The sequence below is a fragment of the Nostoc sp. UHCC 0252 genome, assembly GCF_034931145.1.
In the GTDB taxonomy this organism is placed as follows: Bacteria; Cyanobacteriota; Cyanobacteriia; order Cyanobacteriales; family Nostocaceae; genus Nostoc.
This window is the reverse complement of sequence record NZ_JAYGHE010000015.1, coordinates 98,317-124,329: the sequence shown is the minus strand read 5'-3', so window position 1 is coordinate 124,329 and position 26,013 is coordinate 98,317. Positions and strand designations below refer to the sequence as shown.

19 protein-coding genes, 1 tRNA gene and 1 pseudogene are annotated in these 26,013 nt (G+C 42.6%); 9 read left to right on the top strand and 12 right to left on the bottom strand.

The features are described from left to right. The coding region (locus VB732_RS12305) for a dihydroxy-acid dehydratase (RefSeq protein ID WP_323231117.1) at positions 1-1,304 on the bottom strand (1,304 nt) is incomplete at its 3' end. A 427-nt stretch (positions 1,305-1,731) separates the two neighbouring features. On the opposite strand from VB732_RS12305, the gene VB732_RS12300 reads away from it, so the two are divergent. After that, positions 1,732-2,928, top strand: a complete 1,197-nt coding sequence (locus VB732_RS12300) for a HAMP domain-containing sensor histidine kinase (protein ID WP_323231116.1) — start codon at positions 1,732-1,734, stop codon at positions 2,926-2,928. A gap of 257 nt (positions 2,929-3,185) precedes the next feature. On the opposite strand, the gene VB732_RS12295 is transcribed toward VB732_RS12300, so the two are convergent. Further along, positions 3,186-5,456: a bifunctional (p)ppGpp synthetase/guanosine-3',5'-bis(diphosphate) 3'-pyrophosphohydrolase gene (locus VB732_RS12295; RefSeq protein WP_323231114.1), complete on the bottom strand. Its 2,271-nt coding sequence runs from the start codon at positions 5,454-5,456 to the stop codon at positions 3,186-3,188. A gap of 314 nt (positions 5,457-5,770) precedes the next feature. Here VB732_RS12295 and patD point away from each other — a divergent pair, with 314 nt between their 5' ends. After that, positions 5,771-6,124: a heterocyst frequency control protein PatD gene (gene patD, locus VB732_RS12290; protein WP_323231113.1), complete on the top strand. Its 354-nt coding sequence runs from the start codon at positions 5,771-5,773 to the stop codon at positions 6,122-6,124. Between the two features lie 1,016 nt (positions 6,125-7,140). Then, positions 7,141-7,866 carry a phosphoadenosine phosphosulfate reductase gene (gene cysH / locus VB732_RS12285; RefSeq protein ID WP_323231112.1) on the top strand — a complete coding sequence of 242 codons (726 nt, stop codon included), beginning with the start codon at positions 7,141-7,143 and terminating at the stop codon, positions 7,864-7,866. A gap of 213 nt (positions 7,867-8,079) precedes the next feature. Here the strand turns inward: cysH and VB732_RS12280 are convergent, their stop codons facing one another. Then, entirely contained in the window at positions 8,080-9,045 is a 966-nt protein-coding gene (locus VB732_RS12280) for a nucleotidyl transferase AbiEii/AbiGii toxin family protein (RefSeq protein WP_323231111.1), read from the bottom strand. Between the two features lie 106 nt (positions 9,046-9,151). On the opposite strand from VB732_RS12280, the gene VB732_RS12275 reads away from it, so the two are divergent. The 4 genes from VB732_RS12275 to trxA all read left to right on the top strand — a co-directional run bounded on the left by VB732_RS12275 (position 9,152) and on the right by trxA (position 13,520). Next, complete coding sequence (locus VB732_RS12275) at positions 9,152-10,405, top strand: exonuclease SbcCD subunit D (protein ID WP_323231110.1); 1,254 nt, start codon at positions 9,152-9,154, stop codon at positions 10,403-10,405. Positions 10,406-10,817: 412 nt separating this feature from the next. After that, entirely contained in the window at positions 10,818-11,348 is a 531-nt protein-coding gene (locus tag VB732_RS12270; RefSeq protein ID WP_323231120.1) for a YdcF family protein, read from the top strand. A 335-nt stretch (positions 11,349-11,683) separates the two neighbouring features. Continuing rightward, on the top strand, positions 11,684-12,847 hold the full coding sequence (locus VB732_RS12265; RefSeq protein ID WP_323231109.1) for a GuaB3 family IMP dehydrogenase-related protein: 1,164 nt from the start codon (positions 11,684-11,686) through the stop codon (positions 12,845-12,847). Between the two features lie 349 nt (positions 12,848-13,196). Beyond that, positions 13,197-13,520 (top strand): thioredoxin, encoded by a 324-nt coding sequence (gene trxA, locus VB732_RS12260; protein WP_012411836.1) that lies wholly within the window; start codon positions 13,197-13,199, stop codon positions 13,518-13,520. A gap of 148 nt (positions 13,521-13,668) precedes the next feature. On the opposite strand, the pseudogene VB732_RS12255 reads toward trxA, so the two are convergent. Next, a pseudogene (locus tag VB732_RS12255) lies at positions 13,669-14,263 on the bottom strand (MarC family protein). A 210-nt stretch (positions 14,264-14,473) separates the two neighbouring features. On the opposite strand from VB732_RS12255, the gene VB732_RS12250 reads away from it, so the two are divergent. Continuing rightward, positions 14,474-15,286, top strand: coding sequence for a carbon-nitrogen hydrolase family protein (locus VB732_RS12250; RefSeq protein ID WP_323231108.1), 813 nt, complete (start codon positions 14,474-14,476; stop codon positions 15,284-15,286). A 290-nt stretch (positions 15,287-15,576) separates the two neighbouring features. Here VB732_RS12250 and fba read toward each other — a convergent pair whose 3' ends face one another. The 5 genes from fba to pdhA all read right to left on the bottom strand — a co-directional run bounded on the left by fba (position 15,577) and on the right by pdhA (position 19,956). Next, complete coding sequence (gene fba, locus VB732_RS12245) at positions 15,577-16,656, bottom strand: class II fructose-bisphosphate aldolase (protein ID WP_100898838.1); 1,080 nt, start codon at positions 16,654-16,656, stop codon at positions 15,577-15,579. 316 nt (positions 16,657-16,972) lie between these two features. Beyond that, on the bottom strand, positions 16,973-17,665 hold the full coding sequence (locus VB732_RS12240) for a Uma2 family endonuclease (RefSeq protein ID WP_323231106.1): 693 nt from the start codon (positions 17,663-17,665) through the stop codon (positions 16,973-16,975). A 105-nt stretch (positions 17,666-17,770) separates the two neighbouring features. After that, positions 17,771-17,842: transfer RNA gene (locus VB732_RS12235), tRNA-Lys, on the bottom strand. 61 nt (positions 17,843-17,903) lie between these two features. Next, positions 17,904-18,773 carry an aldose epimerase gene (locus VB732_RS12230; protein ID WP_323231105.1) on the bottom strand — a complete coding sequence of 290 codons (870 nt, stop codon included), beginning with the start codon at positions 18,771-18,773 and terminating at the stop codon, positions 17,904-17,906. A 148-nt stretch (positions 18,774-18,921) separates the two neighbouring features. Beyond that, positions 18,922-19,956: a pyruvate dehydrogenase (acetyl-transferring) E1 component subunit alpha gene (gene pdhA, locus VB732_RS12225; protein ID WP_323231104.1), complete on the bottom strand. Its 1,035-nt coding sequence runs from the start codon at positions 19,954-19,956 to the stop codon at positions 18,922-18,924. Positions 19,957-20,911: 955 nt separating this feature from the next. On the opposite strand from pdhA, the gene VB732_RS12220 reads away from it, so the two are divergent. Further along, positions 20,912-23,209 (top strand): IMS domain-containing protein, encoded by a 2,298-nt coding sequence (locus VB732_RS12220; RefSeq protein WP_323231103.1) that lies wholly within the window; start codon positions 20,912-20,914, stop codon positions 23,207-23,209. A gap of 72 nt (positions 23,210-23,281) precedes the next feature. On the opposite strand, the gene VB732_RS12215 is transcribed toward VB732_RS12220, so the two are convergent. The 3 genes from VB732_RS12215 to dhaK all read right to left on the bottom strand — a co-directional run bounded on the left by VB732_RS12215 (position 23,282) and on the right by dhaK (position 25,842). Further along, complete coding sequence (locus tag VB732_RS12215; RefSeq protein WP_323231102.1) at positions 23,282-23,875, bottom strand: hypothetical protein; 594 nt, start codon at positions 23,873-23,875, stop codon at positions 23,282-23,284. A gap of 225 nt (positions 23,876-24,100) precedes the next feature. Next, a complete protein-coding gene (dhaL, locus tag VB732_RS12210) occupies positions 24,101-24,742 on the bottom strand; it encodes a dihydroxyacetone kinase subunit DhaL (RefSeq protein ID WP_323231101.1) in 642 nt (213 codons plus the stop codon). Positions 24,743-24,765: 23 nt separating this feature from the next. Beyond that, positions 24,766-25,842: a dihydroxyacetone kinase subunit DhaK gene (dhaK, locus tag VB732_RS12205; protein ID WP_323231100.1), complete on the bottom strand. Its 1,077-nt coding sequence runs from the start codon at positions 25,840-25,842 to the stop codon at positions 24,766-24,768. Between the last annotated feature and the right edge of the window lie 171 nt (positions 25,843-26,013).

Here is a 26,013-nt window from a genome sequence, read left to right as displayed (position 1 = left end):
CGGATAACCAAAATATCACCAGCTTGAATTTTACCCGCCAAAATTGCAGCTAAAGAGGCTTCTTCCGACTCAAACACCCGTGCAGGCCCAGTAATTACTGGCTTTTTCACCCCAGTGATTTTAGCCACAGCCCCTTCTGTTGCCAGATTACCTCTGAGGATGGCTAAGTGTCCTTGGGCATACATCGGATTATTCCAAGTCCGAATCACATCTTGGTTGGGGGATGGTTCTTCGGGGATGTCTGCTAATATCTCTGCAATGGTTTGTCCGCTAATGGTCAGGCTATCACCATGTAATAAGCCATGCACGAGTAGCATCTTCATGACTTGGGGAATACCACCAGCTTTGTGCAAATCTGTAGCGACATATTTACCACTTGGTTTTAAGTCGCACAAAACGGGAACACGGGCGCGGATTGTTTCAAAGTCGTCCAGGGTTAAGTTTACATTAGCGGCACGAGCGATCGCTAAAAAATGCAATACGGCATTTGTGGAACCACCCACTGCCATAATTACAGATATAGCATTTTCTATGGATTTGCGGGTGATAATTTGCCGGGGTAAGATTTGTTTCTTGATGGCTTCGACTAACGCAAAGGCTGATTTTTCTGTGCTGTCGCCTTTTTCGGCATCTTCGGCTGCCATTGTGGAAGAATAGGGTAAACTCATTCCCATCGCTTCAAATGCTGAAGACATGGTGTTAGCTGTGAACATTCCCCCGCAGGAACCGGCACCGGGACAGGCGCGACTTTCGACTTCTAATAATTCTTTGTCGTCAATTTTTCCGGCACTGTATTGTCCAACGGCTTCAAAAGAACTGACAACGGTTAAATCGCGTCCGTTGTAGTGACCGGGTTTAATTGTACCACCGTAAACGAATATTGCAGGGATATTCATCCGAGCGATCGCTAGCATTGCTCCTGGCATATTTTTATCACAACCACCAATGGCTAGCACACCATCCATACTTTGTCCGGTACAGGCGGTTTCAATGGAATCGGCGATGACTTCCCGCGATACTAGGGAATATTTCATTCCTTCGGTTCCCATTGAAATCCCATCGCTGATGGTTATTGTGCCAAACATTTGTGGCATTGCCCCGGCGGTTTTAATCCCTGCTTCTGCTATGAGTGCCAGTTGATTTATTCCCATGTTACAGGGAGTGATTGTGCTGTAACCGTTAGCTATGCCGACAATGGCTTTATTAAAATCTTCATCTTTAAAACCAACTGCACGCAGCATTGCTCTATTTGGCGATCGCTGCACTCCTTGCGTTACAACTTGGCTTCTTAAATTCTCCGACATCTTTTTTCCTTCCCTGACATCATCGCAACTGCTGCGATTGGATTATCTGATTTTCTCATGTATCTGCGGCGCGATCTAACATGAGCAAGCATTCCTATTTTTCTATTAGCAGATATTCAAAATATCGCTCATTTTTTTAATTTGGACGAACACTTGCTCTAATTGAGAGCGATCGCCTATATCTATTCTTAAGTTCATCAATGCCACACTCATAATTTTAATAGTGTTGATGCGTACTATGTCTGTAAGTACAATTTGCTTGGTTAAGCGATCGCTCTTGCATTTAAAATGAAATAAGCTAAGGTAATTACTTCAGCAAGATGGTGTCTTTTCAGCAACCTCTATCTTCCGTCAGGTGCGAACTTGACATCGAACATATTAATCTACCTCTAGTATAAAAAGCTTCCTGTCTTTGGTTAGGCAAAAGATGGATTTTAGTCAGACTTTAATTGAGAAAAGTGATGCCATTCTTGATAAATGGGTAGAGGCAGTTTACCAAGATCAAGAGATTGAAGCTACTAAAGAGCTTACTTTCAAAGCTATACAGGATAGCTTACCTCACGTTTTGAAAGCATTAGCAACAGTACTATCTAAATCTGAAACGAGTGATTTGCAGACAGTTGTAGATGCAAGTTTAGAACACGGCAGACTTCGCGCTGAACAGGGATTTGAACCAGAAGAAATTGCGCGAGAGTATCGTTTACTCCGGTTTGTGATTTTTTCTTTTTTAGAAGAAGATTTATTACAAGCATCTCCAAAAGATGTGCTGCGGGCGGTTCGGTTAATTGATACAGTAATTGATGAAGCGATCGCTCGTTGTTTTAACAGTTACACCCAAGCAAGGCTGCAAGAGCTTAAACAACTCCAAAATCATTTGCGGTTGACTAACCAAGAATTAACTCGTTTGGTTCGTGCTAGCAAAGATAGTCTTTCTCATTTGGCCCATGAGTTAAAAACACCACTAACTTCAATCATTGGTTACTCAGACTTATTTCTACGCCAGCATCGTCAACAACTGGGGGTGCAAGACACCTATTCAAATATTGAAAGTATTGAGCGAGTTCTTAAGAATGGCAGACTTCTTCTGCGGTTAATCAACGATACTCTCGAAATTTCTCGTTATGAAGCTGGAACGATGAGATTACAGCCTACTCTCACTAATGTGCCTGAGTTAATCAACTCAGTTATAGAGATAATAGAGCCGCTAGCCCGTGCTAAACAATTATCTTTGGTTGTAAATTGCGATCGCGCTCCAGAGCAAGTTACCACAGATCCACTCCGGCTTCAGCAAGTTCTAACAAATCTGCTAAGTAATGCAATTCGCTACACAGAATCCGGTTTAGTTCGTTTGGAATGCTGGTTGCTAACTCAAGAACAGTGGGCTATCTCAATTGCTGATAGTGGTATTGGCATTTCCGCAGATGCTCAAGTAGAAATCTTCAATCCCTATTTTCGGGCAATAGCTGATCCCCAAGTGCAAAATTCTGATGGTACAGGATTAGGTTTAGCAATAGTATCACGGTTGGTTCAGTTAATGCAGGGTGAGATTAAAGTAAATTCAGAGTTAGCAAAAGGTTCTACATTTACGGTAATTTTGCCATTAGAAGCCGTTACCCAAGGCTGAATATTTCAGCGAAACTTGAAATCTGCTTAAAACGGTGCGTTAACGAAGTGTGACGCACCCTAACAATCACCGAAGAGGCAGGGGGGAAGGGAGCAGGGAGCAGGGGGAGCAAGCCCTTCCAAGAACTGCGTGGAGCGGAGCGTTTCGTAGAAAAAGCCCCGTCCTTCTTGTCCGCTTGAATTGGGGCAAAGTACAAGCTCCGTCTGTCTCAGTCTTTCCCCCTGCCCCCCGCCCCCTGCTCCCTTGCCTCTTTTGACTTACTCCTCAATTTGACCAACGCGGCGGATATTCAAAATGTCGCTCATTTTCTTAATTTGGACGAACACTTGCTCTAATTGGGAGCGATCGCGTATATCTATTCCTAAGTCGATCAATGCAGGTTGACCAACGGAGGTTTTCACCTGGGCATGGCGGACATTAATTCCTTGGTCACTCAACCGTGACAAAATATCCTTTAGCACCCCTACGCGGTCAAGGGCTTCAATTTGAACATCCACAGGATAAGTGTGCGGACGACCGCTATTTTCGGCGGCTGGGTTCCACCTGACTGGTACTAAGCGCTCATACTCCACACACTCCAGATTATTGCAGCCTTGACGATGAATCGAAATCCCCCTACCTCGCGTCACCACGCCAATTATCGGTTCGCCAGGAATTGGGGTACAACACCCAGCTAGATAATACACCAGTCCCTCTACCCCAACAATTGGCGAATCACTGGCGCGGGAAGTAGTTGGAGGCGCATCTCGCAAAGCTTTTGATGTATTCGGTTCTTTGGGAATAAAAGGCGACACTGTGGAAGCTGGTTGTTGTCCCTTTGCTACTTCTCGCCAGCGATTTAGCACCAAATTCAATGTAATTTCTCCGTAACCCAAACCGGCGAGTAAATCGTCTACGCTGTGGTAGTTACACTTTTCGGCGACAATCTGCATCGCATCCGATTTCAACAAACTATCAAAACCAGTTTTACCAAGTTCCTTTTCTAACAATTCTCGCCCACGGGCAACATTTTCTTCCCGGCGCGATCGCTTGTACCATTGTTTTATCCGATATTTTGCCGCCGAACTTCTGACAAAGTTCAACCAATCCAAACTCGGATGGCAGTTCTTTTGGGTGAGAACTTCTACAATATCGCCATTATGTAACCGGGTTGATAGAGATACCATTCGCCCGTTCACCCGCGCCCCTGAACAATGGTTTCCTACTTCTGTATGAATTCGATAAGCAAAATCTACAGTGGTGGAACCGGGGCTTAAAGGCACAACATCCCCCTTAGGGGTGAAGACATAGACATCATCTTCAAATAAATTATCTTTGACGCTATCAAGATATTCTTGTGCATCTTTAAGATCAGTTTGCCATTCCAGCAGCTGTCGCAGCCAAGTAAACTTGTCATCTGTCGCTGTCAAATGGCTAATACTAGAACCTCCTGTTTCTTTGTACTTCCAATGGGCGGCAATCCCATACTCGGCGATATGATGCATTTCGATTGTCCGAATTTGCACCTCCAAAGGACGGCCAGTTAGTCCAATTACCCCAGTATGTAACGACTGGTAACGGTTAGGCTTTGGCAGCCCAATGTAGTCTTTAAATCTCCCAGGAATTGGGCGAAAAGCATCATGAACCACCGCCAACGCCCGATAGCATTCCTCATTGCTTTGAACAATAATCCGCAGCGCCGCCAAATCGTAAATTTCATGAAATTCCTTTTGCTGGCGGTGCATTTTTTGGTAAATGCTATAAAGGTGTTTGGGACGACCGCTAATATCCTGAAAGCGGATTCCAGCTTGCTGCAAACGCTCTTGCAACATATTCGTAGCTTTAGCCAGTTTCTCTTCTCGCGCCGTCCGTTTTTCAGAAACAAGCTCTTGCATTTGGCGAAAAGCTTCTGGTTCCAAATACTTAAAAGCCAAATCTTCCAGTTCCCATTTAATTCGCCAAATTCCCAAGCGATTGGCTAAGGGCGCGAATATATCTCGCGTTTCTTGGGCACTGCGGCGGCGGCTGGCCTCTGACATATATTGTAAAGTTCGCATATTATGCAAACGATCTGCCAATTTCACCACAATTACCCGAATATCTTGCGCCATTGCCAAAAACATCCGCCGGAAGTTTTCGGCTTGGCTTTCGGTTTTGCTGGTGAAATTGATTTTAGAAAGCTTGGTGACACCTTCAACCAATTGCCGCACTTCTGGGCCAAAGCGTTCTTCTATTTCTTGACTTGTAACTTCTGTATCTTCAACTACATCATGAAGAAACCCAGCTGCTATCATAGCAGCACTGCCTCCCAAGTCACGCAGCAATTCAGCCACAGCAACGGGATGAGCAATGTATGGTTCCCCGGATTTGCGGTATTGACCTTGATGCAGTTGGTAAGCAAATTCAAATGCACGACCAATTAAAACTGCATCACTGTGCTTTCGGTCATCTTCCTGTATGCCGTTACTTGTGGATGACTCCTTCAAACATTTTTTTAACCATTCTGGAATGGCTAGATCAACTGATGAATTTATAGCTAGACTGCTCATACAATAGGGTTTGGATAGGATCGGTAGATTAAGTGGATGATAAATAAAAGTGGCAGCATCAACCTAAGAAGATGCTGTCGTCCAGAGAAGGGTAGAAAAACAGTGTAAAGATGATTTTCCAATTGCCGATAGCGATGCAGGAGCGTCTGGTAGTCATCCAGTTTGATTTTCAAGGATCATAAGCTGAGAAAATGCATTGATGGCAAACAAAGCCTCAAATCATGATTTGAAGCTTTTAGTGCTGATAAGTGATTAAGAAAGTTTATTGTAGAAGAAAAATTACTTGACATTAATACTATCTTAACTAGCACTGGATGTCTTTAAACTCTGAGAAATATTTGGCACTCGTAACCTTGTTAGAGCAATTGCGCTCCGATACCACAACTACCCAAATTGCTATGCCCGAATTGCGACAGCGTGTAACCTCGTTGCAGCAATTTTTTGGGCAAGAGATTGTACCTTTGGCTGATGAAAACTGGCGAGTGCAGTCTTATCAAACGGAAATGAGCAAGCAATTGCGCTTGTTGACAATAGATGCGATGTTTTTGCAAGGAGCGCGGCAAGCATCGACTGCACAAACGAGACTTCAGACGATTAGCGATCGCTTGACAACCCTCATTCAATACTGTAATGCCATCTTGCAACCAGAAGCGGAAGGAGAAAAATAACAATTGTTCACCTTTTCTCTAATTTCTCCATCATCTCATTTATGAACTATACTGAAAAGTTATTTTGCTAACAATTTGGGAGTTGGAAGTGGGAAATGGGGAATTGGGAAGAATACTTAATCCTACTCCCTACTCCCTTCATACCTCTGCAAGTAAGTCTAAGTCCGCTTGGAGAATGGCTTGGTCGGCATGGATACTATATGCATGGGTGTCCAGAATAACTTGACCATAAGACAATACAGTTCAGTTAAGGTTAAAACTCTTTGCCAAAGTCATCTTTTTTAACGAACCGCAAAGGACGCAAAGGACGCTAAAAGAAGAAAGAAATGCTTAACTGAGCCGTATTGTGTTATGGGAAGGGGAGCAAGACGACTGATTTTCCTCATCGCCAGTATTATCGGATTGGGACTATTTATTTGGTACGAGTTGAAAATAGCCCATCCCGCCGTTTGTAAAACTATGTAAAAATACGGCTTAAAAATCCTTTTGAGCCGAAAGTCACAGAATAAAATTAATATATACTGATGTATTCAGAATAAAAAATAAAAATCCCACTCAGTTTTGAGTAGGATTATGTGAAGTCTTATTGCTAAAATTAGAAATTCCGAATCTTAGAAAAAGTTCATTATTGTAATAACACCAGCACTGGTCAACATCATTAAAGCGCCCATGATTATAGATTGGCCTAATGGATTGCTGAATTTTGAATCGTTCATTTAAGTAAAAACCCTTTTTTAATAGTTCCTTAACCATATCAAAATTCAGTATAAATATCTATAAAAGCGCTGTAAAACTTAAATTGTCGTAAAGTTTCTTAACAAAATACTCATTTCTACTTAAGTAGAAATTTTTACTTATATTGGGTTGGTCTTCTAGTCTCCCTACTTCCCATTCTCCAGTTGCAAAGTGTAGTAATTCCCGAACAGAATAAATACCCGAACTCCGAGCGGAATACGCGCCTTTGTGGGGTAAAATAAATCTTAATCAAGGTAAAAATATTTGAATAGAAGATTATCATGACAGTCTCCACGGGATCTAGAAACCAAGCGATCGCTTTTGACTTAGAAAAATTAAATGAGCAATTTGAAACCGCCACTCCCAAAGAGATACTGGCATGGTCTGTAGAGAATATCCCAACGGGACTGGTGCAAACAAGCGCCTTTAACGTGGATGACATGATAATTACCCACATTCTTTATAGTGAACTGAAGCATCCCGTTCCTGTAATCTTTCTCGACACCTTGCATCATTTCCCTGAAAGCCTAGAGTTAGTAGCCAAAGCCAAAGAAATCTACAATCTGGATTTGCAAACTTTCAAAACTCCAGACGTAGAAACCCGTGAAGCCTTTGAAGCCAAACACGGCGATAAACTTTGGGATACGGATATTGCTAAATTCCACCACATTACAAAAATTGAACCACTGTTACGGGGTCTAGACGAACTCAACAGCGTGGCTTGGATTACCGGTCGCCGCCGTGACCAAGCAGTAACCCGTGCGAATATGCCCATATTTGAATTTGATGCTAAAGGTCGGCTGAAAGTTAATCCCATCGCTACTTGGACACGCCAAGATAGTTGGGTTTACGTAGCTGAACACGGAGTCATCTACAACCCCCTCCACGACCAAGGTTATCCCAGCATCGGCGACCAACCCATTACCACCAAAGTCGGTGAAGGCGAAGACGAACGCGCCGGACGTTGGCGGGGAAGTGATAAAACAGAATGCGGAATCCATATTTAAGTGGAACTCCAAAGTAAGGGGTGGGAGTGGGGAATAGAAAAAAAGAACAATTTCCCTAACTCTCCCTTACTTTGTACTTAGACAACAATATTACACAACGAAGCAATTTTAGACGGCAACTGTGTTTTTATCTATGCAGTTTTATCAATAAAGTTTTACTGTGTTAGTAAGAGTTTCTATTTTTGAATTAATGTCTGTATTTTTATATTTTTTCTAGCTAGAAGAATTTCTTTTTAAATCAACAAGTAGCAAATCTATTCCATTCATTATTATTGGAATTTTTTCTTCAGTAACACTCAACTGCTGAAAACATTTATAACGGTATTCCGGCTTTTCAAAAAATTTGTTAATCGCTTTAATTAGCGGTAAGCGCACTTCATAACTTGCCTCAGCCTTAGAAATTGCCCCCGCAGGAATATCGTTATTCACCCGTAGAATTGCCAAGTCAATTAAATCCCTAGATTGGGTACTGGTATCATTCCAACGGTCAGCGTTAGCCATAAGCTTTGATGTAAATCTGTCACTTATACTCAAGCATGGAATACCTGCCCACTGTGGATAAACAGGAGGATCTAAGCTAAAGTTTCCATTAGCTACAATTTCTACTTTAATAGTTGTTCCATTAACTGTAACAGGAAATCGAATTCCGTATTGATTTGCTGTGATGTCACCCAAACTAATGTTTGTGGTATTTATAAATAATGCTGCAATTCCGTCATCATAAATTAAGTTTCTTAAGTATCTATAATGTTCGGTTCCATAGGGGAAAAGAAAATCAATATCTTTACTAAGCCTATATTCTTCATATTCCAAAGCTAACAATGTCCCGCCTGCAAAAAGAGCAGAAGCCTTTCGTAATACTTCAGGATTCAAAGCGTTAAGAATTTTAATTATTTTATTGTGATGCTCAATATTAAACATTTCTAAATCTGGTAGTATCCAAGAGTTATATTTTTTTGCTAAATAATATACAAATCCCTCTTCTTCATCTTCTAGATTTTTTAAAGTGTATCTGTAATGCCAATTACGCTGATACAATTGAATCATTTCTCTCTCGTTTAATTGATATACATTTTTTAGCTGCCAACCAATAGATTCTAAAAAGGGTAAATTTTGTGGATTAAGCATAGCAGGTTGCTGTAATAATTTGTTACAAGTTTTTGATGCAAGAGTTGTCATTCTTTTGATCTACACCTTTAAAAATCTCAATACAGGGAGGTTACACATACATTAGTAAGCGATAGTTATGATAGGCGTGGTAATTTAACTTCACATAGTTGCAAATATGATTAAAATCCTCCATCTCTCGGACATCCACATGGGAAGCGGCTTCTCTCACGGACGAATTAATCCCACGACTGGATTAAACACACGGCTGGAGGATTTTGTCAATACTTTGTCTATATGTATTGACCGAGCGCTCACAGATGCCGTCGATATGGTGATATTTGGTGGCGATGCGTTCCCGGATGCGACACCACCGCCTTATGTACAACAAGCTTTTGCTAGCCAGTTTCGCCGTCTCATGGATGCCAATATTCCAACAGTGTTGTTGGTAGGCAACCACGACCAACATTCCCAAGGACAGGGAGGAGCGAGTTTAAATATTTACCGCACTTTGGGAGTGCCAGGGTTTGTTGTTGGTGATACATTAACTACTCACTGCATCGAAACCCGCAATGGTAAAGTGCAGGTAATCACCCTCCCTTGGTTAACTCGTTCTACCCTGATGACTCGCCAAGAGACTGAAGGTTCGTCTTTGGCAGAAGTTAACGAACTGTTAACGGAACGTCTGCGAGTTGTTATGGAAGGGGAAATTCGCCGTCTTGACCCTGATGTGCCAACTGTCCTTTTGGCTCACTTGATGGCTGACAATGCTAGCTTGGGGGCAGAACGCTTTTTGGCAGTAGGTAAAGGCTTTACTCTGCCCCTGTCTTTGCTGACACGACCTTGTTTTGATTATGTAGCATTGGGACACGTCCACCGCCATCAGAATCTGAACAAATCAAACAACCCGCCGGTGATTTATCCAGGGAGTATTGAGCGGGTAGATTTTAGTGAAGAAAAAGAAGACAAAGGCTATGTAATGCTGGAACTGGAGCGGGGGAAGGTTGAATGGGAATTTTGTCCCTTAACAGTTCGGACTTTCCGCACCATTGAGGTAGATGTCTCGAAAGCAGATGATCCGCAAGCAGTGTTAATGAAAGCGATCGCCAAGTATGATATTCAAGATGCTGTAGTGCGGCTAATTTACAAACTCCGCTCCGAACAGATGGATTTAATTGACAGTTCCTCTCTACACACTGCTTTAAGTCCTGCTCACACCTACACCATTCAAGCAGAATTAGTAAGTCAACTAGCCAGGCCCCGGATTCCTGAATTGACTGCAAGTAGCAGCATCGACCCAATGGAAGCCTTAAAAACTTACTTGAACAACCGCGAAGACCTCAAAGACATAGCAACATCAATGATGGACGCTGCACAGAAGTTGCTCGCAGATGATGTGGAAGTTTGGCTAGAAACAGCAACTAGCGAGTAGGATAGATGCGAATTATATTTCAATATAGATTTAGTTCTGAAAAAACCTAAACTTTTGACCTCCTTGCCGACGCGGAAAAGGGAAATTTCAAAGTCTCTCCTTTTAAAAGAGAGATTTAGAGAAAGGTTTTCCAGATAACTAAATGTGGCTCTCCGATAAGGTGCTAAAACCCTTTGATGAATTGTCCGATACAGGTTAGGATAATCCATCAATTAGAGGGAAGACTTCAAGCACGCTTAATTGCGCTGTAACATGAAAAGCATCCAAATATAAATTTGGGCAGATTATCGAGGAGTTTGCTACTCTACTATCAACTGTTGTTTTTCTTCTAGCCAGAGGAAATTTTGGAATAAGTAAATAAAGTTATCGAGCCTTGAATAAGCTACTTTTTAGAGGTAAATCTTTTCGTTTTATGGCTTTTGTGCTACCACTAATTACGTGGTGGGGATACAAAGAAGTACAAAACCAATTTGTACAGCCGCAAGCAGTTGTAGTTTTGGGTGGTTCAACGAGACGTTTAGAGCGAGAGAAATTTACGGCCGAATTTGTTCGCCAGCATCCAAATATACCCATTTGGATTACTGGGGGTAGTCCACCTACATTCACCCAACGAGTCTTTGCCAAAGCTGGTGTTGATCCCAAGCGTTTACATTTGGATTATGAAGCCGTAGATACAGTTACTAATTTTACTACGTTAGTAGATGATTTGCAAGCTCGCGGCATCAAGAGCGTTTATTTAATTACTTCAGATTTCCACATGCGCCGGGCTTGTGTCATCGGCGAAATTATTTTGGGTAGTCGAGGTATTTATTTAAAGCCAGTGCCAGTTCCTTCAGAAAAACCCCCTGAATCTATCGAAAAATCTATCCGCGATGGAGCCAGAGCCATACTTTGGATAGCAACTGGTTACACTGGTGTCGATGTAGCTAAAAATAAAAGATAAATCATCAGTGGCAATTTGCACAATCTTGATGTACTCAGTATAGGCAAATTAAGGACATTAACGCCAATAATCGTGATACTAACTAAGTAATAATAGACACATAAAACTAAAATTATTGGAAGGTTAGTGCAACATTAACCCTCAAGCAACACAAGACGAAAACCGATTAACAATTTTTGCTCATTTGATTGCTTGATAAATACTTTGCGTCCATCAAAGTTTCGAGCAACGGCTTGGATAACTGGAATTTATCTGTGTAGCTCAGGGAAAAAATGCCCCAAGTTATCTCACAATTTGATACCCTAGCTTAAACAGATTTGAAAAAAAGTTAAAGCGTGGAAATTCAACTTGGGCGGGGAAAAACAGCTCGTAGAGCTTACGGAATAGATGAAATTGCTCTAGTTCCTGGTAACAGAACACTAGACCCCAGTTTGGCAGATACTAAGTGGAGTATTGGCAATATTGAGCGAGAAATCCCAATAATTGCCAGTGCAATGGATGGCGTAGTAGATGTTCGTATGGCTGTACGTTTGTCACAGTTAGGAGCATTAGGTGTCCTCAATTTAGAGGGTATTCACACTCGCTACGTTGATCCAGAGCCAATATTAGATCGGATTGCCTCTGTAGGGAAAGATGAATTTGTTGCCCTGATGCAAGAACTCTATGCCGAACCAATAAAGCCGGAATTAATTGAAAAACGTATTCAGGAAATTAAAGAACAAGGCGGGATTGCTGCGGTAAGCGCAACTCCAGCTGGTGCAAGCAAATACGGCGAGGCGGTGGCAAAGGCTGGCGCAGATTTATTTTTTGTACAGGCTACGGTAGTCTCTACCGCACATTTGTCACCACAGTCTGTAGTACCACTTGATTTAGCAGAATTTTGTCGTTCCATGCCCATCCCTGTGGTATTAGGGAATTGCGTGACTTATGAAGTTACATTGAATTTGTTGAAAGCTGGCGCAGCTGGCGTACTGGTAGGAATTGGCCCTGGTGCTGCTTGTACGTCTCGTGGGGTATTGGGTGTGGGTGTACCACAGGCAACTGCGATCGCAGATTGTGCAGCCGCACGAGATGATTACTACAAGGAAACTGGTAACTATATCCCCATCATTGCTGATGGCGGTTTAATCACCGGTGGCGACATTTGTAAATGCATCGCCTGCGGTGCTGATGGTGTGATGATTGGTTCTCCCTTTGCTAGAGCCGCAGAAGCCCCAGGACGGGGTTATCATTGGGGAATGGCTACTCCTAGCCCAGTTTTGCCTCGTGGCACTCGCATTCGCGTTGCCACCACTGGTAGCCTAGAGCAGATACTCGTTGGGCCAGCAGGGCTAGATGATGGCACTCACAATCTTTTAGGAGCCTTAAAGACCAGCATGGGCACTTTAGGAGCCAAAAATATTAAAGAAATGCAGCAAGTAGAAGTTGTGATTGCGCCTTCTCTATTAACCGAGGGTAAAGTTTATCAAAAAGCTCAACAATTAGGTATGGGGAAATAAGGGGCAGGGGAGTAGGGGGCAGGGGAGCAGGGAGCAGGGAGCAGGGGGAGAAAAATTAATAACCAATTCCCAATTCCCAATTCCCAATTCTTCAATAATTTTTTCCAGCCTCCTAAACAATTGCTGGAAAAATCCTATATGTAGCCTACAATAGAGATAGCGGAGACGAATGTTTCCGTTCACTCCTCACACCACACTCCGCCCGGACTACTGTTCGGGCGGTTCCTTATGTTTGTAAATAAAATAAGAGAGCTTCTTTGCAAATGTACATCCTTAGACTCCCAAGCTGAGGTTTTTGCTATGGTAGAATTTTCACCAAGTTCAGATATTATTGGCGAAGGTTTTAGGCATGTCAACAGCCGCACAAGTTACCGATTCTAGTTTCAAGCAAGAAGTACTCGACAGCGATGTACCCGTTTTAGTTGACTTTTGGGCACCCTGGTGCGGACCATGCCGTATGGTAGCTCCTGTTGTCGATGAAATCTCCGAACAGTACAAAGGTCAAATCAAGGTCGTCAAAGTCAACACGGATGAAAATCCTCAAGTTGCTAGTCAGTACGGTATCCGCAGTATTCCCACATTAATGATTTTTAAAGATGGACAAAAAGTAGATATGGTGGTAGGCGCTGTACCTAAAAGTACATTAGCTTCCACTCTAGAAAAGTATCTTTGAAACTCAATTGGTAACAAAATCCTTTTGAGTTATCAATTTTGTTCTAGCTTTAGGTTAATTTTTATAAACAAGTTTGAGAGGCGCGAATTTCCCGTTTTTCAAACTTGTTTACATTTGTATATAGTCTAAAAATATTTTTAGGAGTTTTTTAGCTCAAAAATAACTCCCTAATTCCCGTACTACCAATTTCCACCGCAAGCGCCGCTAACAGAAAGCCCAAAAGCTGAGTTACAATCACTCCACCTTCTGCACCAATCCACTGGTCAATCAGATTTGCTAAACGCAAAATCAACCAAGTGATAAACATCGCCCCTAATATACCCACGACTACACTAATATGGGGACTCTGCGATTTCGACATCAGCAACATTACCGTTGTCAAAGTCCCAGGCCCCGCTAATAATGGTAAAGCTAGTGGAGTAATTGCGACATCGCGTCCTTCTTCAATAAATTGGCTGATCTAATTCTCCCCGCAACATTTGCAAAGCAATTAACAGCAACAATAGACCTCCTGCTATTCGCAAAGAGCCGATACTGATTTCCAAGTAATTTAAAATTATTTGCCCTGCAAAGGCAAACAGCAAAAGAACTGCGATCGCAATGATAATTGCTTTATCTATAACTTGGTTTCTTTGCTCTGGCATCATACCCTTAGTCAAAACTAAAACAATCGGTATATTGCCCACGGCATCCGCCAAGACAAACACAGCGATAAATGTTTGCATGAGAATAGAAATATCCACAGGAGAGAGCTTTTATCAAGGTTTGATCACAACCTAATCTTTATCTTGCTCAGTTTACTAGAACCCAGAGGAAGATTAAGATCAGTAATAAAACAAGTCTGTTAAAGAAAATCTTGGCTAACGCATTTCTAATTAAGTTCCACAGATGTTGAAGTAGCGATATATTTTGATAATCTCTTTTCCATAAATCAACTGTTCGTTGTTGAATCTATGAAGTCTTATTTAGCCGCCGCTATTCAATTGACCAGTGTGCCCGATTTACAGAAAAATTTGGCACAGGCAGAAGAATTAATAGAGCTTGCCGTGCGTCAAGGTGCTGAATTGGTAGGTTTGCCAGAAAATTTTTCCTATATGGGAGAAGAAAAAGACAAACTCGCGCAAGGTGATGCGATCGCTCTTGAAAGCGAAAAATTTCTCAAAAAAATGGCTCAACGCTTTCAAATTACCATCTTGGGCGGCAGCTTTCCACTTCCTGTAGACAATACAGGCAAAGTTTATAACACCACTCTACTTATCGACCCAAACGGTCAAGAACTTTCCCGCTACTACAAAGTACACCTATTTGATGTTGATGTCCCCGACGGCAACACTTATCGGGAATCCAGCACGGTTGTGGCTGGTACAGAACTACCACCTGTCCATTTTTCAGAAAAGCTTGGTAATTTAGGGCTTTCCATTTGTTATGATGTCCGCTTCCCGGAACTGTACCGTCATCTGGCAGATAAGGGAGCTGATGTTATCTTTATTCCCGCCGCCTTTACCGCCTTTACAGGCAAAGACCACTGGCAAGTACTACTACAAGCCAGAGCCATCGAAAATACCGCCTACGTCATTGCTCCTGCCCAAACGGGGAATAACTACGCCCGCCGTCTAACCCACGGCCACGCCGTTATTATCGACCCCTGGGGCGTGATTTTAGCCGATGCTGGGGAAAAGCCGGGAATTGCGATCGCAGAAATCAAGCCTACTAGGTTAGAACAAGTCCGCCGTCAAATGCCCTCTTTGCAACATCGCGTATTTTAGGGATTGGGGAGTGGGGATTGGGGACTGGGGACTGGGTACACAGGGAGAATACCCTCCTTATGAATATGGAAGTAATAATATACTTTGACCTCTCTCCAAACCCTCTCCTAAAAGGAGAAAGGCTTTGAATTTTGCTCCCCTTCCCTTGCAGGGAAGGGGCTGGGGGTTAGGTCTGTATTCCATGCAAATAAAATAAAAAACCGGGTATTTACCCGGTTTCTGACAACATTAAAATCCTCAGTTTTTTAGGAGCAAAGCAGGACTATGCCCCTATTTCTTAGTTGTCAAAATTAAACTTTAGCAGCTGCTTTGGTGACAACATTTAATTCACCTTTAGCATACTTAGCAGCAAAATCTTCCAAAGAAATTTGCTTAATCTTGCTTGCGTTACCAGCTGTGCCAAATTGCTGATAGCGTTCAGCACAAACCTTCTGCATATATGTAATAGAAGGCTTGAGGAAGTGACGGGGGTCAAACTCCTCTGGTTTTTTAGCCAAAGCTTCACGTACAGCAGCAGTAATAGCCAAACGGTTGTCGGTGTCGATGTTTACTTTACGTACACCGCTCTTAATACCTTTTTGGATTTCTTCTACAGGTACACCATAGGTTTCAGGAATTGCACCACCATACTGGTTAATCAGTGCAAGCAAATCTTCAGGTACAGAGGATGAACCGTGCATTACCAAGTGGGTGTTAGGCAAACGGCGGTGAATTTCTTCAATGCGGCTGATTGCCAAAATTTCACCAGTTGGCTTACGAGTAAACTTGTAAGCACCGTGGCTTGTGCCAATGGCAACTGCCAAAGCATCTACTTGGGTTGCTTCTACGAAGTCAACAGCTTCATCGGGGTCGGTTAGCAGTTGTGAGTGGTCAAGTGTACCTTCAAAGCCGTGACCATCTTCAGCTTCACCAGCACCAGTTTCTAGAGAACCCAAACAACCGAGTTCACCTTCAACGCTGACACCCAAAGCATGAGCTACATTTACAACTTCGCGGGTAACATTAACGTTGTACTCGAAGCTAGCGGGGGTCTTAGCATCAGCTTCTAAAGAACCATCCATCATCACGCTGGTGAAGTTGTTCTTAATTGCTGAGTAGCAGGTAGCAGGTGCATTACCATGATCTTGGTGCATGACAATGGGAATGTGAGGATAGGTTTCTACTGCTGCCAAAATCAGGTGGCGTAGAAAGTTTTCTCCTGCATAATTACGAGCGCCGCGTGAAGCTTGCAAAATTACGGGGCTATCTGTCTCGACAGCAGCTTTCAGGATTGCCTGAATCTGCTCCAAATTGTTAACGTTGAAAGCTGGGATGCCGTAACCGTTTTCAGCTGCGTGATCCAACAGCAGCCGCAGTGGTACAAGCGCCATAGATAGTCCTCCTAATGTGGTTGTCAGCTAGTCGGTCTGAGAGAAGCGTAATAATTACGCTAAATCTTAAGAGTTTTTTCAACTTATAGGAAATTATAACTAGTGTCGTGTATCTATGTTGAAAAAGTTTACGCCATCGTTACTATAAATATGTTCTATACTTGCTCTCTACTACTGTACTATGCCCCATAATTGCTCTGTGTTGCTGTACATTTAGTTACCCTACAGTTAGTAGCTGTAGTAGCCCACTATCCAAAATGGTTATCTCAAAGCGATCGCACTTTTAACTATTTTGGCAAATTTACAAGCGATCGCATCAGGCAAAAGACTCTAGTCTCTGGACAAATGCTGCGTGTTCAGGAGATTGCAAGCCTGTTTGTAAAACAGTCAACACGGACTGCATATTCCCCGCTAATAACTCTGCAACCCCTAACCACAACCCTGGAAAAATTTGACTCCGCAGAATTCCGTTACTATCAGCAGCCAACTCTACATACTCACCCTGTTCCAAATAGAACCAGGTCAATTTCTGATCGAGTACTTGCCAAACGATATATTCTTTGACTCCATTGCGACGATAGGCTTGTTTTTTTGCATGGAGGTCGATGGCGACACTACTAGCAGCAATTTCGACAATTAACTCTGGTGCGCCTTCAATATAATCATCTTCACTCAGCCTTGCTTGACCACCCGCTTCTGGGTTGATTAGAAGTACAGCATCTGGTTGGGGTTCATTATCTAAGTCTAGGCGCACAGTGGGTTCTACTCCCAAAGCTACACCAGGTGTCGCGGCTTCGTAAGTAAATAACCAACCAACAATCCAACCGTGCGGTTGACCGTGACTTCTAAAACGTAAAGCAGCAGGCATGATGTAGACAATTCCCTCAATCAATTCGGCTTTTTTCAAGTTAGGCATGGCGTTGTAGCGACGCTCAAATTCATAAAGGCTGAGTTTGTCGCCATTTTCCAGAAGGGGAATTGTCCAATGCTGTGGAAGTGTTTTTACCATGACAATGGTGTGTGGGATTAGTCTATGCTTATCCTACCGAATTGCAGAAATTTCTTGGATGCTGCGATCGCCTTCTTTTAATCTAATAATATTATTTTGATTTTATGGGTCGCCCGGGGCTCGAACCCGGAGCAAATCGGTTAAAAGCCGAGTACTCTACCATTGAGTTAGCGACCCTTTCGCTGCATTTCGCAACTTTGCCATCATAGCATAGACATCTGTAGATTTGTAAAGGGGTTTAGAAAAAATTAGCCGTCAACCTTATAGATGCTGTATGGCTAGCTCCTGGTGCTAACACAGTCAGGTTATCACCAGTATTGAGAGAGTTACGGGTGGCACTCCACGGTTCTAGACAGTAGAATTCTTTGCCTTTGACTGTCCAAAATACCAGGTAGGTAGAGAAATCATCATAATCCAAGGTGAGCTTTAACTTACGACTGCGATCTATTGCAGTGGCTGATTTACTCGTTAGCTGTCCAAAGGCAAAATCAATTTCATCACGGCTAAAGTCAAAATTGCCGTCAAAAGAGTGAAATTCCTTAGTTTGATTGTCTTGATACTGCTTAGAGGGAATTTCAAGCTCTAGCTGAGTTTTATCACCACACAGAAAGTAGGGATGGAAACCAGCCGAAAACGGCATTGGTGTAGATGACAAGTTTTTATACTGCTGGCGGACTTCTAAGGTATTACCTTGAAGTTCGTAGGTGAAAGCCAGTTGAAAATCAAAAGGATAAACTGCCTTAGTTTGCTCATTGCTATCAAGAACGACAGTGAGACTAGCTTTATCTCCAGTTTCTTGTTCTGTTGCTTTCCACGGCAATTCACGGGCAAAACCGTGTTGTTTTAGAGTATATTTTTGCCCGTTGTGAGTGTAAGTATTATCTGGTAGATTGCCACAAATAGGAAACAAAATTGGATTTCCACCTCTGACACTCAACTCAGGATGAGTAAAGCGTTCAGTATCCAAGTAGAAAATTTCTTGCCCTTGAATGCGCCAACGGGTGATGATACCACCGCGTTCTGGTACGACTTCCAATTGAGAACTAGCGGCTTCATCAGAAAGAATATAGGTCTTGTACTGTTGCTGTTGAACTGCAATGGAGAACATAAGTTTTAGTCCTGGGGTATTGGGTATCGGGGATTGGGAATTGGGGATTGAGAATTAGGAATTAGAGATTGGGGATTAGAGTAACTTTTTCCCAGTCCCCAGTCCCTAGTCACCCAGTACCCAGTACCCAATCCCCATTCCCTAGAATCTACTCGTCTTCTGCAAACACGAAACGATATAACTCGCTGGGGTCTGGTTCTGGGCTGCTTTCGGCGAATTTAACCGCGTCGTCGATTACATCCTGAATTTTACGATCAATTGCTTTGATTTCTTGATCGTCCGCCAGATTTTGCTCTAGCAAATAAGCTGCTAACTTCTTAATTGGGTCACGGGCGAACCAAAATTCTTTTTCCGCCTTGCTTCGCATTTCATCTGGGTCAGCCAAGGAGTGACCCCGGAAGCGATAGGTAAGCGCTTCAATTAATGTTGGGCCTTCACCTGCACGGGCACGAGCGACGGCTTCTTGAGCGACGGCTCGGACTGCTAGAACATCCATGCCATCTACTTCCACGCCCACCATGTTAAATGCACTGGCTTTTTTATAAATCTCTGGCTGGGAAGTCGCTCGTTCGTGAGACATCCCAATGGCCCACTTATTATTTTCGACTACAAACAGAATTGGCAGTTTCCATAGGGCTGCCATATTTAGCGTCTCGAAAAACTGACCGTTGTTAGCTGCACCGTCGCCAAAAAAGCAAGCTGTCACTTGGTCAGCATTTTTATCTCCTAGCACTTCGCGGCGGTATTTGCTTTGAAAAGCCGCTCCAGCTGCTACAGGAATTCCCTCAGCCACAAAAGCATAGCCACCTAGCAAGCGATGTTCCGCAGAAAACATGTGCATGGAACCACCGCGCCCTTTGCTGCAACCTGTGGCTTTGCCAAATAATTCTGCCATTACCTCTCTTGCTGGTACACCCGCACTCAGAGCATGAACGTGGTCGCGGTAAGTACTACAAACGTAATCTTCACCCGGTCGCATCGACTGCACAACACCGCTACAAACGGCTTCTTGACCGTTGTACAAATGGACAAAACCAAACATTTTGCCTCTGTAGTACATTTCAGCGCACTTGTCTTCAAACAAGCGCCCCAATACCATGTCCTCATACAACCGTAACCCTTCTTCTTTTGTAATATGCGTAGTAGCAGGATTAAAAGTGGGTAAAGTACGCTCTTGAACCATTATTTTTGAGTATCCCTGTTGACAAGTTAAAGTTACGGTCTTAAATAAGTTGGTCTGATAACACCTCGGCTTTTAACAGGCTAGCGTTTGTAAGACTCAACAATCAAACTTTATTTATGCACCAAAAAAGGGTCTTAGGGAATAGCTGAATTTTTAATTTTTTGATTTTTAAGTTTTCAGCCCCTATTCCGTGAGGACTTGACTCTAACAGCAACATCTGCCGCCTTGGATTTTTCTCTCTCACCGAAACAGTGCTGAGTACCGTTAGCGGAAGCGGGGCGTTTAGCCCGTGCTGAGTAAAAAGTAAAATTAGACCGATTAGGCATCAAATCAGTTACGAGTAGTGAGTACTTAGGAAAAGATTCACAAGTACTATGTCTTACTCATTACTTCTTACTCATTACTTCTTACTCAGAACTCAGCACTCCTAAATATTCCCCTTCATAGACTAGCAACCAAGGTAGACTGCTTTCTGCATATCCATTAACAATTTCAAAAAAAGGAGGCAAAAATCTATATACCCAAATAGGTAATTGTAATTAAAGGTAAATTATGATATGATTTTTTTTCCAGTTATCAGGATAAAGATTTCCCATAGTAGTATTTTATTGACCTCCTAGTGGGAAAGTCCCGTAAAAATCAATCATCAATAGATTCTTGCAACCACAACAATTATGCCGTGATTAAAAGCGGTAGTTGTGGTTTGTGCTATCGAAGGCTGATAATAGTCGTGTTAAACAAAAATACTAAGAATTAAGACAAACAATTGAGGCTTTCTAGGCGAAAGCAAAAAATTAGTACTAGAATGTGACTCAAAATTTCGGGAAGGTACAAAACAAGTTGTTGCAATATACACTTGTAGAGTAAATTCTATACGGCATTGTTATGGCACGGTTTTACAGGCCTGGAAAGCTCTAGGTGAATTATGTTGATCACGGTGCAGGGGAAGTAGGCTGTGCGAATTCCGCTAGATTACTACCGAATTTTAGGACTACCGTCGGCGGCAAGTGAAGAACAATTGCGACAGGCGTACAGCGATCGCATTGTACAATTGCCACGACGTGAGTATTCTCAGGCAGCAATTTCTTCTCGTAAACAACTCATAGAAGAAGCTTACGTGGTTTTATCAGATCCAAAACAACGCAGTACCTACGATCAGCTTTATCTTGCCCACGCCTATGATCCTGATAACCTTGCTGCTGCCGCAGTAGCACGGGAAAATCGTCCAGAAAGTAGTGCCAAAAGGGGTATTGACACCCAAAGTCTGGGTATCGAAATTACCCCTAACGAATTAGTTGGCGCTTTATTAATTTTGCAAGAGTTGGGGGAATACGAACTTGTACTGAAACTAGGTCGTCCGTACCTGGTAAATAAAAATGGTGCTAAAAGTGCAAGAAAGAGCAATAGTTTAGTAGACGAAGAAATTTATGAAAGTGCTGAACATCCAGATGTTGTTCTTACTGTTGCCTTTGCTTGCCTAGAATTAGGTAGAGAACAATGGCAGCAAGGTCACTACGAAAATGCTGCCATATCCTTAGAAACTGGTCAAGAACTGCTAGTACGTGAAGGGTTATTCGCCAGTATCCAGGCAGAAATTCAGGCTGATCTTTACAAATTGCGACCATATCGCATTTTGGAGTTGCTGGCATTACCTCAAGAAAAGACTGCCGAACGACAGCAAGGTTTGGAATTATTACAAAATCTCTTAGAGGATCGTGGCGGCATTGATGGCGCGAACAATGATGACTCTGGTTTAAATATAGATGACTTTCTGCGGTTTATCCAGCAGTTACGCAACCACTTAACAGTTGCAGAACAGCACAAGTTATTTGAAGCCCAAAGCAAACGCAATTCTGCTGTTGCCACTTACTTAGCTGTTTATGCCTTGATAGCGCGGGGATTTGCTCAACGGCAACCTGCTTTAATTCGTCAAGCAAGGCAGATGCTCATGCGTCTGGGCAAGCGCCAAGATGTACATTTAGAACAATCGCTATGTGCGTTACTCTTGGGGCAAACTGAGGAAGCAACTCGTGTTTTAGAGCTTAGTCAGGAGTACGAAGCTTTAGCTTTTATTCGGGAAAAATCTCAAGATTCCCCAGACTTATTACCAGGGTTGTGTCTATATGCAGAACAGTGGTTGCAACACGAAGTATTTCCCCATTTTAGAGACTTAGCAAACCAGCAAGCTTTCTTAAAAGATTATTTTGCTAACCAACAGGTGCAAGCTTATTTAGAAGCCCTGCCAACTGATGCAGAAACAACTAATGAATGGGCTGTAATTAACCCCCAATATTTTCCCCAGTCCAAGACGAAGAATCCCTCTTTCCCCAACAATTCAACTAAAACTTCCGCGCAATTTAATCACAGCAGAATACCTAACCCAGATTTGCCAGAAACACCAACAAAAGAAACACCCGAATCTCCAACCTTCTCATCAGAGATGTGGAGTTCATCTGGAAGTGTAAGATCAGATGTTCCTGCTGCTGAACGGATGAGCAGAGGTACTAATCAGCATTTGAACGGTTCGGCTAAAAGTGCTACACCCGTTCATAACCAAAAGCGTAGGCGGAGAAAACCCACTCCATCTGCCATCCGAGAGCGTGTACCAGATAATCGTCCTCATTCTCGTCGTCCCCGGCGGCGGCGAACCTTTGCTAACACCATAGAAGGAAAAACACGGCTGGTATGGAGAGTGTTTATTTCTTTGGTGAGTATATTAGTTTTCTGGGTGTTAGCCACAACAGCTTTTGGATGGTTAAAAAATCTATTTTTTCCTCCACCTTCTCTGCGTGGCGTAGAGTTATCTGTACAAATAAATGAACCACCAGTATCTATTCCTGATCCAAAAAATAAACTGGAATCAGAAGAAGGCCCTTTAACAAAGGCAGAGGCAGAGAAAGTTATTCGCACTTGGTTATCTACCAAAGCCACCGCTTTAGGGCCCAATCATGAGGTCAATAATTTAAATCAGATTTTAACTGGTTCAGCTTTGTCTCAATGGCGGGTGATTGCTCAACAGGCTAGGTCTGACAACCGCTATCGCAAGTACGACCATAGTTTGAAGATAGAATCTGTTGAAAGAATTGAGCTATTTGCAAATCGTGCCGCCGTCGAAGCTACGGTAAAAGAAGTAACGCAGTTATATGAAAATGGTCAGTTTAAAAACTCTTCTAACGATAATTTGAGAGTTCGGTATGATTTGATTAGAGAACAAGGTAAATGGCGTATTCAGAGTACATCTGTTGTGAATTAGATAATCAGACAAGTTTGAATTTTTAGGCGATGTCTACAGTTCACCTACTGTCATATTTTCTATTCTCATTACTTAAGCTGATGGCTCTACTAATTGAATATCCACAAGCGGAGTTAGTACCTCTCCAGTCCAAATGTTTTCTAATATTGTTTGTAATATTGTTGGTTCAATCCAGTTATTATATTCCTCCATACCTTCACGAGAATTACGATACTTGAAACGAAATTGATATAAACCTGGATACACTGGGCGAAAAGCATAAATATCATCAGATGGAAACGGGATATTAAAATTTAGCTTTTGGTCACGCTTTTTCTTTCGGTTCTGTATCCAAAAAAGAAAGGCATCACAAACAAAAGTTACTGATTTTTCTGACGCTACTAACATATAATCAGATTCAATTGGTGGGTTAATTCGTTCGGAGTGCAAACCTGTTACCAACACCTGACCATCTGGTGCTATCATTTCTGGAAACATCGAATAAACATTGGATGAAAAGTAAAAGGGTTTTTGCGTATTATTGGTAATCCGAATACCAAGCTGCACAGAAGTAAAAACACCACGCTTGGCTTCAGGGATGGTTAGTACCCTTGTTGATGCTACAGTTTCAAACCTGACATTATCTACTTCAACGGCATTAATTTCATTCGATTCAAAAGATGCCATGTTCGTTACTATCTTTATTTCCAGGTTTTCATACGCTGTCCAATTTATTGGCGCATGGTGTTAGACTATGCAGTAGATAAGTAGACACACTGGACGCGACTGCTGGATAATTTGCATCTACTCTTCAAGAAGCATTTATTAAATGAGTTAAATATAATATATTCATTTGTGGTTAATTATTCTTTTTGATAACTTACTCATGCGGAAAACGCTAAAAATTTCAATTCAAAATTCCCTAGAACTTTCCAACACCGCTAACAAAGTCTTCAACATCAAATAAGCAGAAGTTCCTCCTGGATCTGGATGTCCAATGCTCCGTTCCCCCAGGTAGCTAGCCCGTCCCTTTTTCGCCTGCATTGGTATAGTTTCTTGCAACCCCCTTTGGGCTGCTGCTACAGCCTGTTGCAAAGCTTCTAGTGTTCCCTTACTTTCTCCTACAGCCTGTCCAAAAGCTTCTACAGCCGGAGATAGCACATCCACCATTGTTTTGTCTCCTAGTTGCGCTTTGCCACGTTGTAGCACGCCCTCTAAGCCTGCTTGGAGTAGCGCTAACACATCTTGTTCTGTTAATTCTTGCTTACCAACTACTGCTGTACTGGCTCGTAAAAACCAAGTGCCATAAAGAGGGCCACTCGCACCGCCAATGAAAGAAATCAAGGTCATACTCACAGTTTTAAGAATGTTGCTGATGTCCTTGTCTGTAAGAGTTGGTAACTGAGTATTTACCTTTTTGAAGCCGCGATCCATATTGATCCCATGATCCGCATCTCCGATCGCAGCATCTAATTCTGTCAAATATATTTTATTCTGCTCTATCTCGGTTGCATAAGCCTGCAACCATTGCAATATCTGCGGCTGACTCAACATAATTCGTAATTCGTAATTCGTAATTATTCAATTCCCCAGCGCCAACTTGGTGTTTTGACTGGTGCATCCCATAGGCGGATCATCTCGTCATCTAATTTCAGCAGGGTAATGGAGCAACCTTGCATTTCTAGAGATGTAATGTAAGGCCCAATCAAGTTTCGCACAATTTGCAATCCTTGCTGTTCGCAGATTTGGGCGAGTTTGCGGTAAACAATATACAGTTCGGAAATTGGAGTTCCACCCATACTATTGACAAAAGCTAATAAGCGATCGCCTCTGGCAAATGGTAGATTTGTTAGTTCTACATCTTCCCATTCTCCTTTGTCTTCATTCCACTCGCGCAGTGTGCGGCTGTACGGTGCATCTTCAAGGAGCGATCGCGTCAAAATTTCGGTAATCTCGTCTACTGGTTTGATAGCTGTACGTTCTGTACCTGGTTCACCGTGAATACCGATACCTAATTCAATTTGGCGATCGCTCAATTCAAATGTCGGTGTTCCATTCGCGGGGACTGTACAAGATGTTAGAGCAATTCCCATACTCCGCCCATTCAGATTTACTCGGCGACATAAGTTTGCTATTTGTGGCAAATCATACCCTGCCTCAGCCGCCGCACCACAAATTTTTTCCGCCAGTATTGTTGTTCCCACACCCCGCCGTCCTTGGGTATAGAGGCTATTTTTCACTGCTACATCGTCATCAATCAAAATATTTAGCGATCGAATCCCCTCACTACGGGCTAACTCCGTTGCCATTTCAAAGTTCATCACATCGCCACTGTAATTCTTGACGATATAAAGGATACCAGAGCCTCCATCTACTTGTTTGGCTGCTTCTAGCATTTGGTCTGGAGTAGGTGAAGTGAAAACCTCACCAGGACAAGCTGCATCCAGCATTCCTTTGCCCACGAAGCCGGCGTGCATTGGTTCATGTCCACTGCCACCACCTGAAATAATTGCTACTTTACCCGGAATAGGTGCATTGGCTCGATAGACAAAAGTCGGATCATAGTTCAGTTTAATTAAATCGGAATGAGCCGCCGCCATACCTTCTAGACTTTCCCGCACAAAGTCTTCTGGCTTGTTGATCAGCTTTTTCATAATCCGTGTTTGGTTAAAGGGGTGCTAAAACCCAGGTTATAGCGATCGCTGGTTTGTATGCAATATCAGTGTGACCTTTCGGCGAACTCATTTGCTATTTCGGCGAACGCATTTGCTATTTCGGAGTACTCATTTGCTATTTCGGAGTACTCATTTGTTATTTCGGAGTAC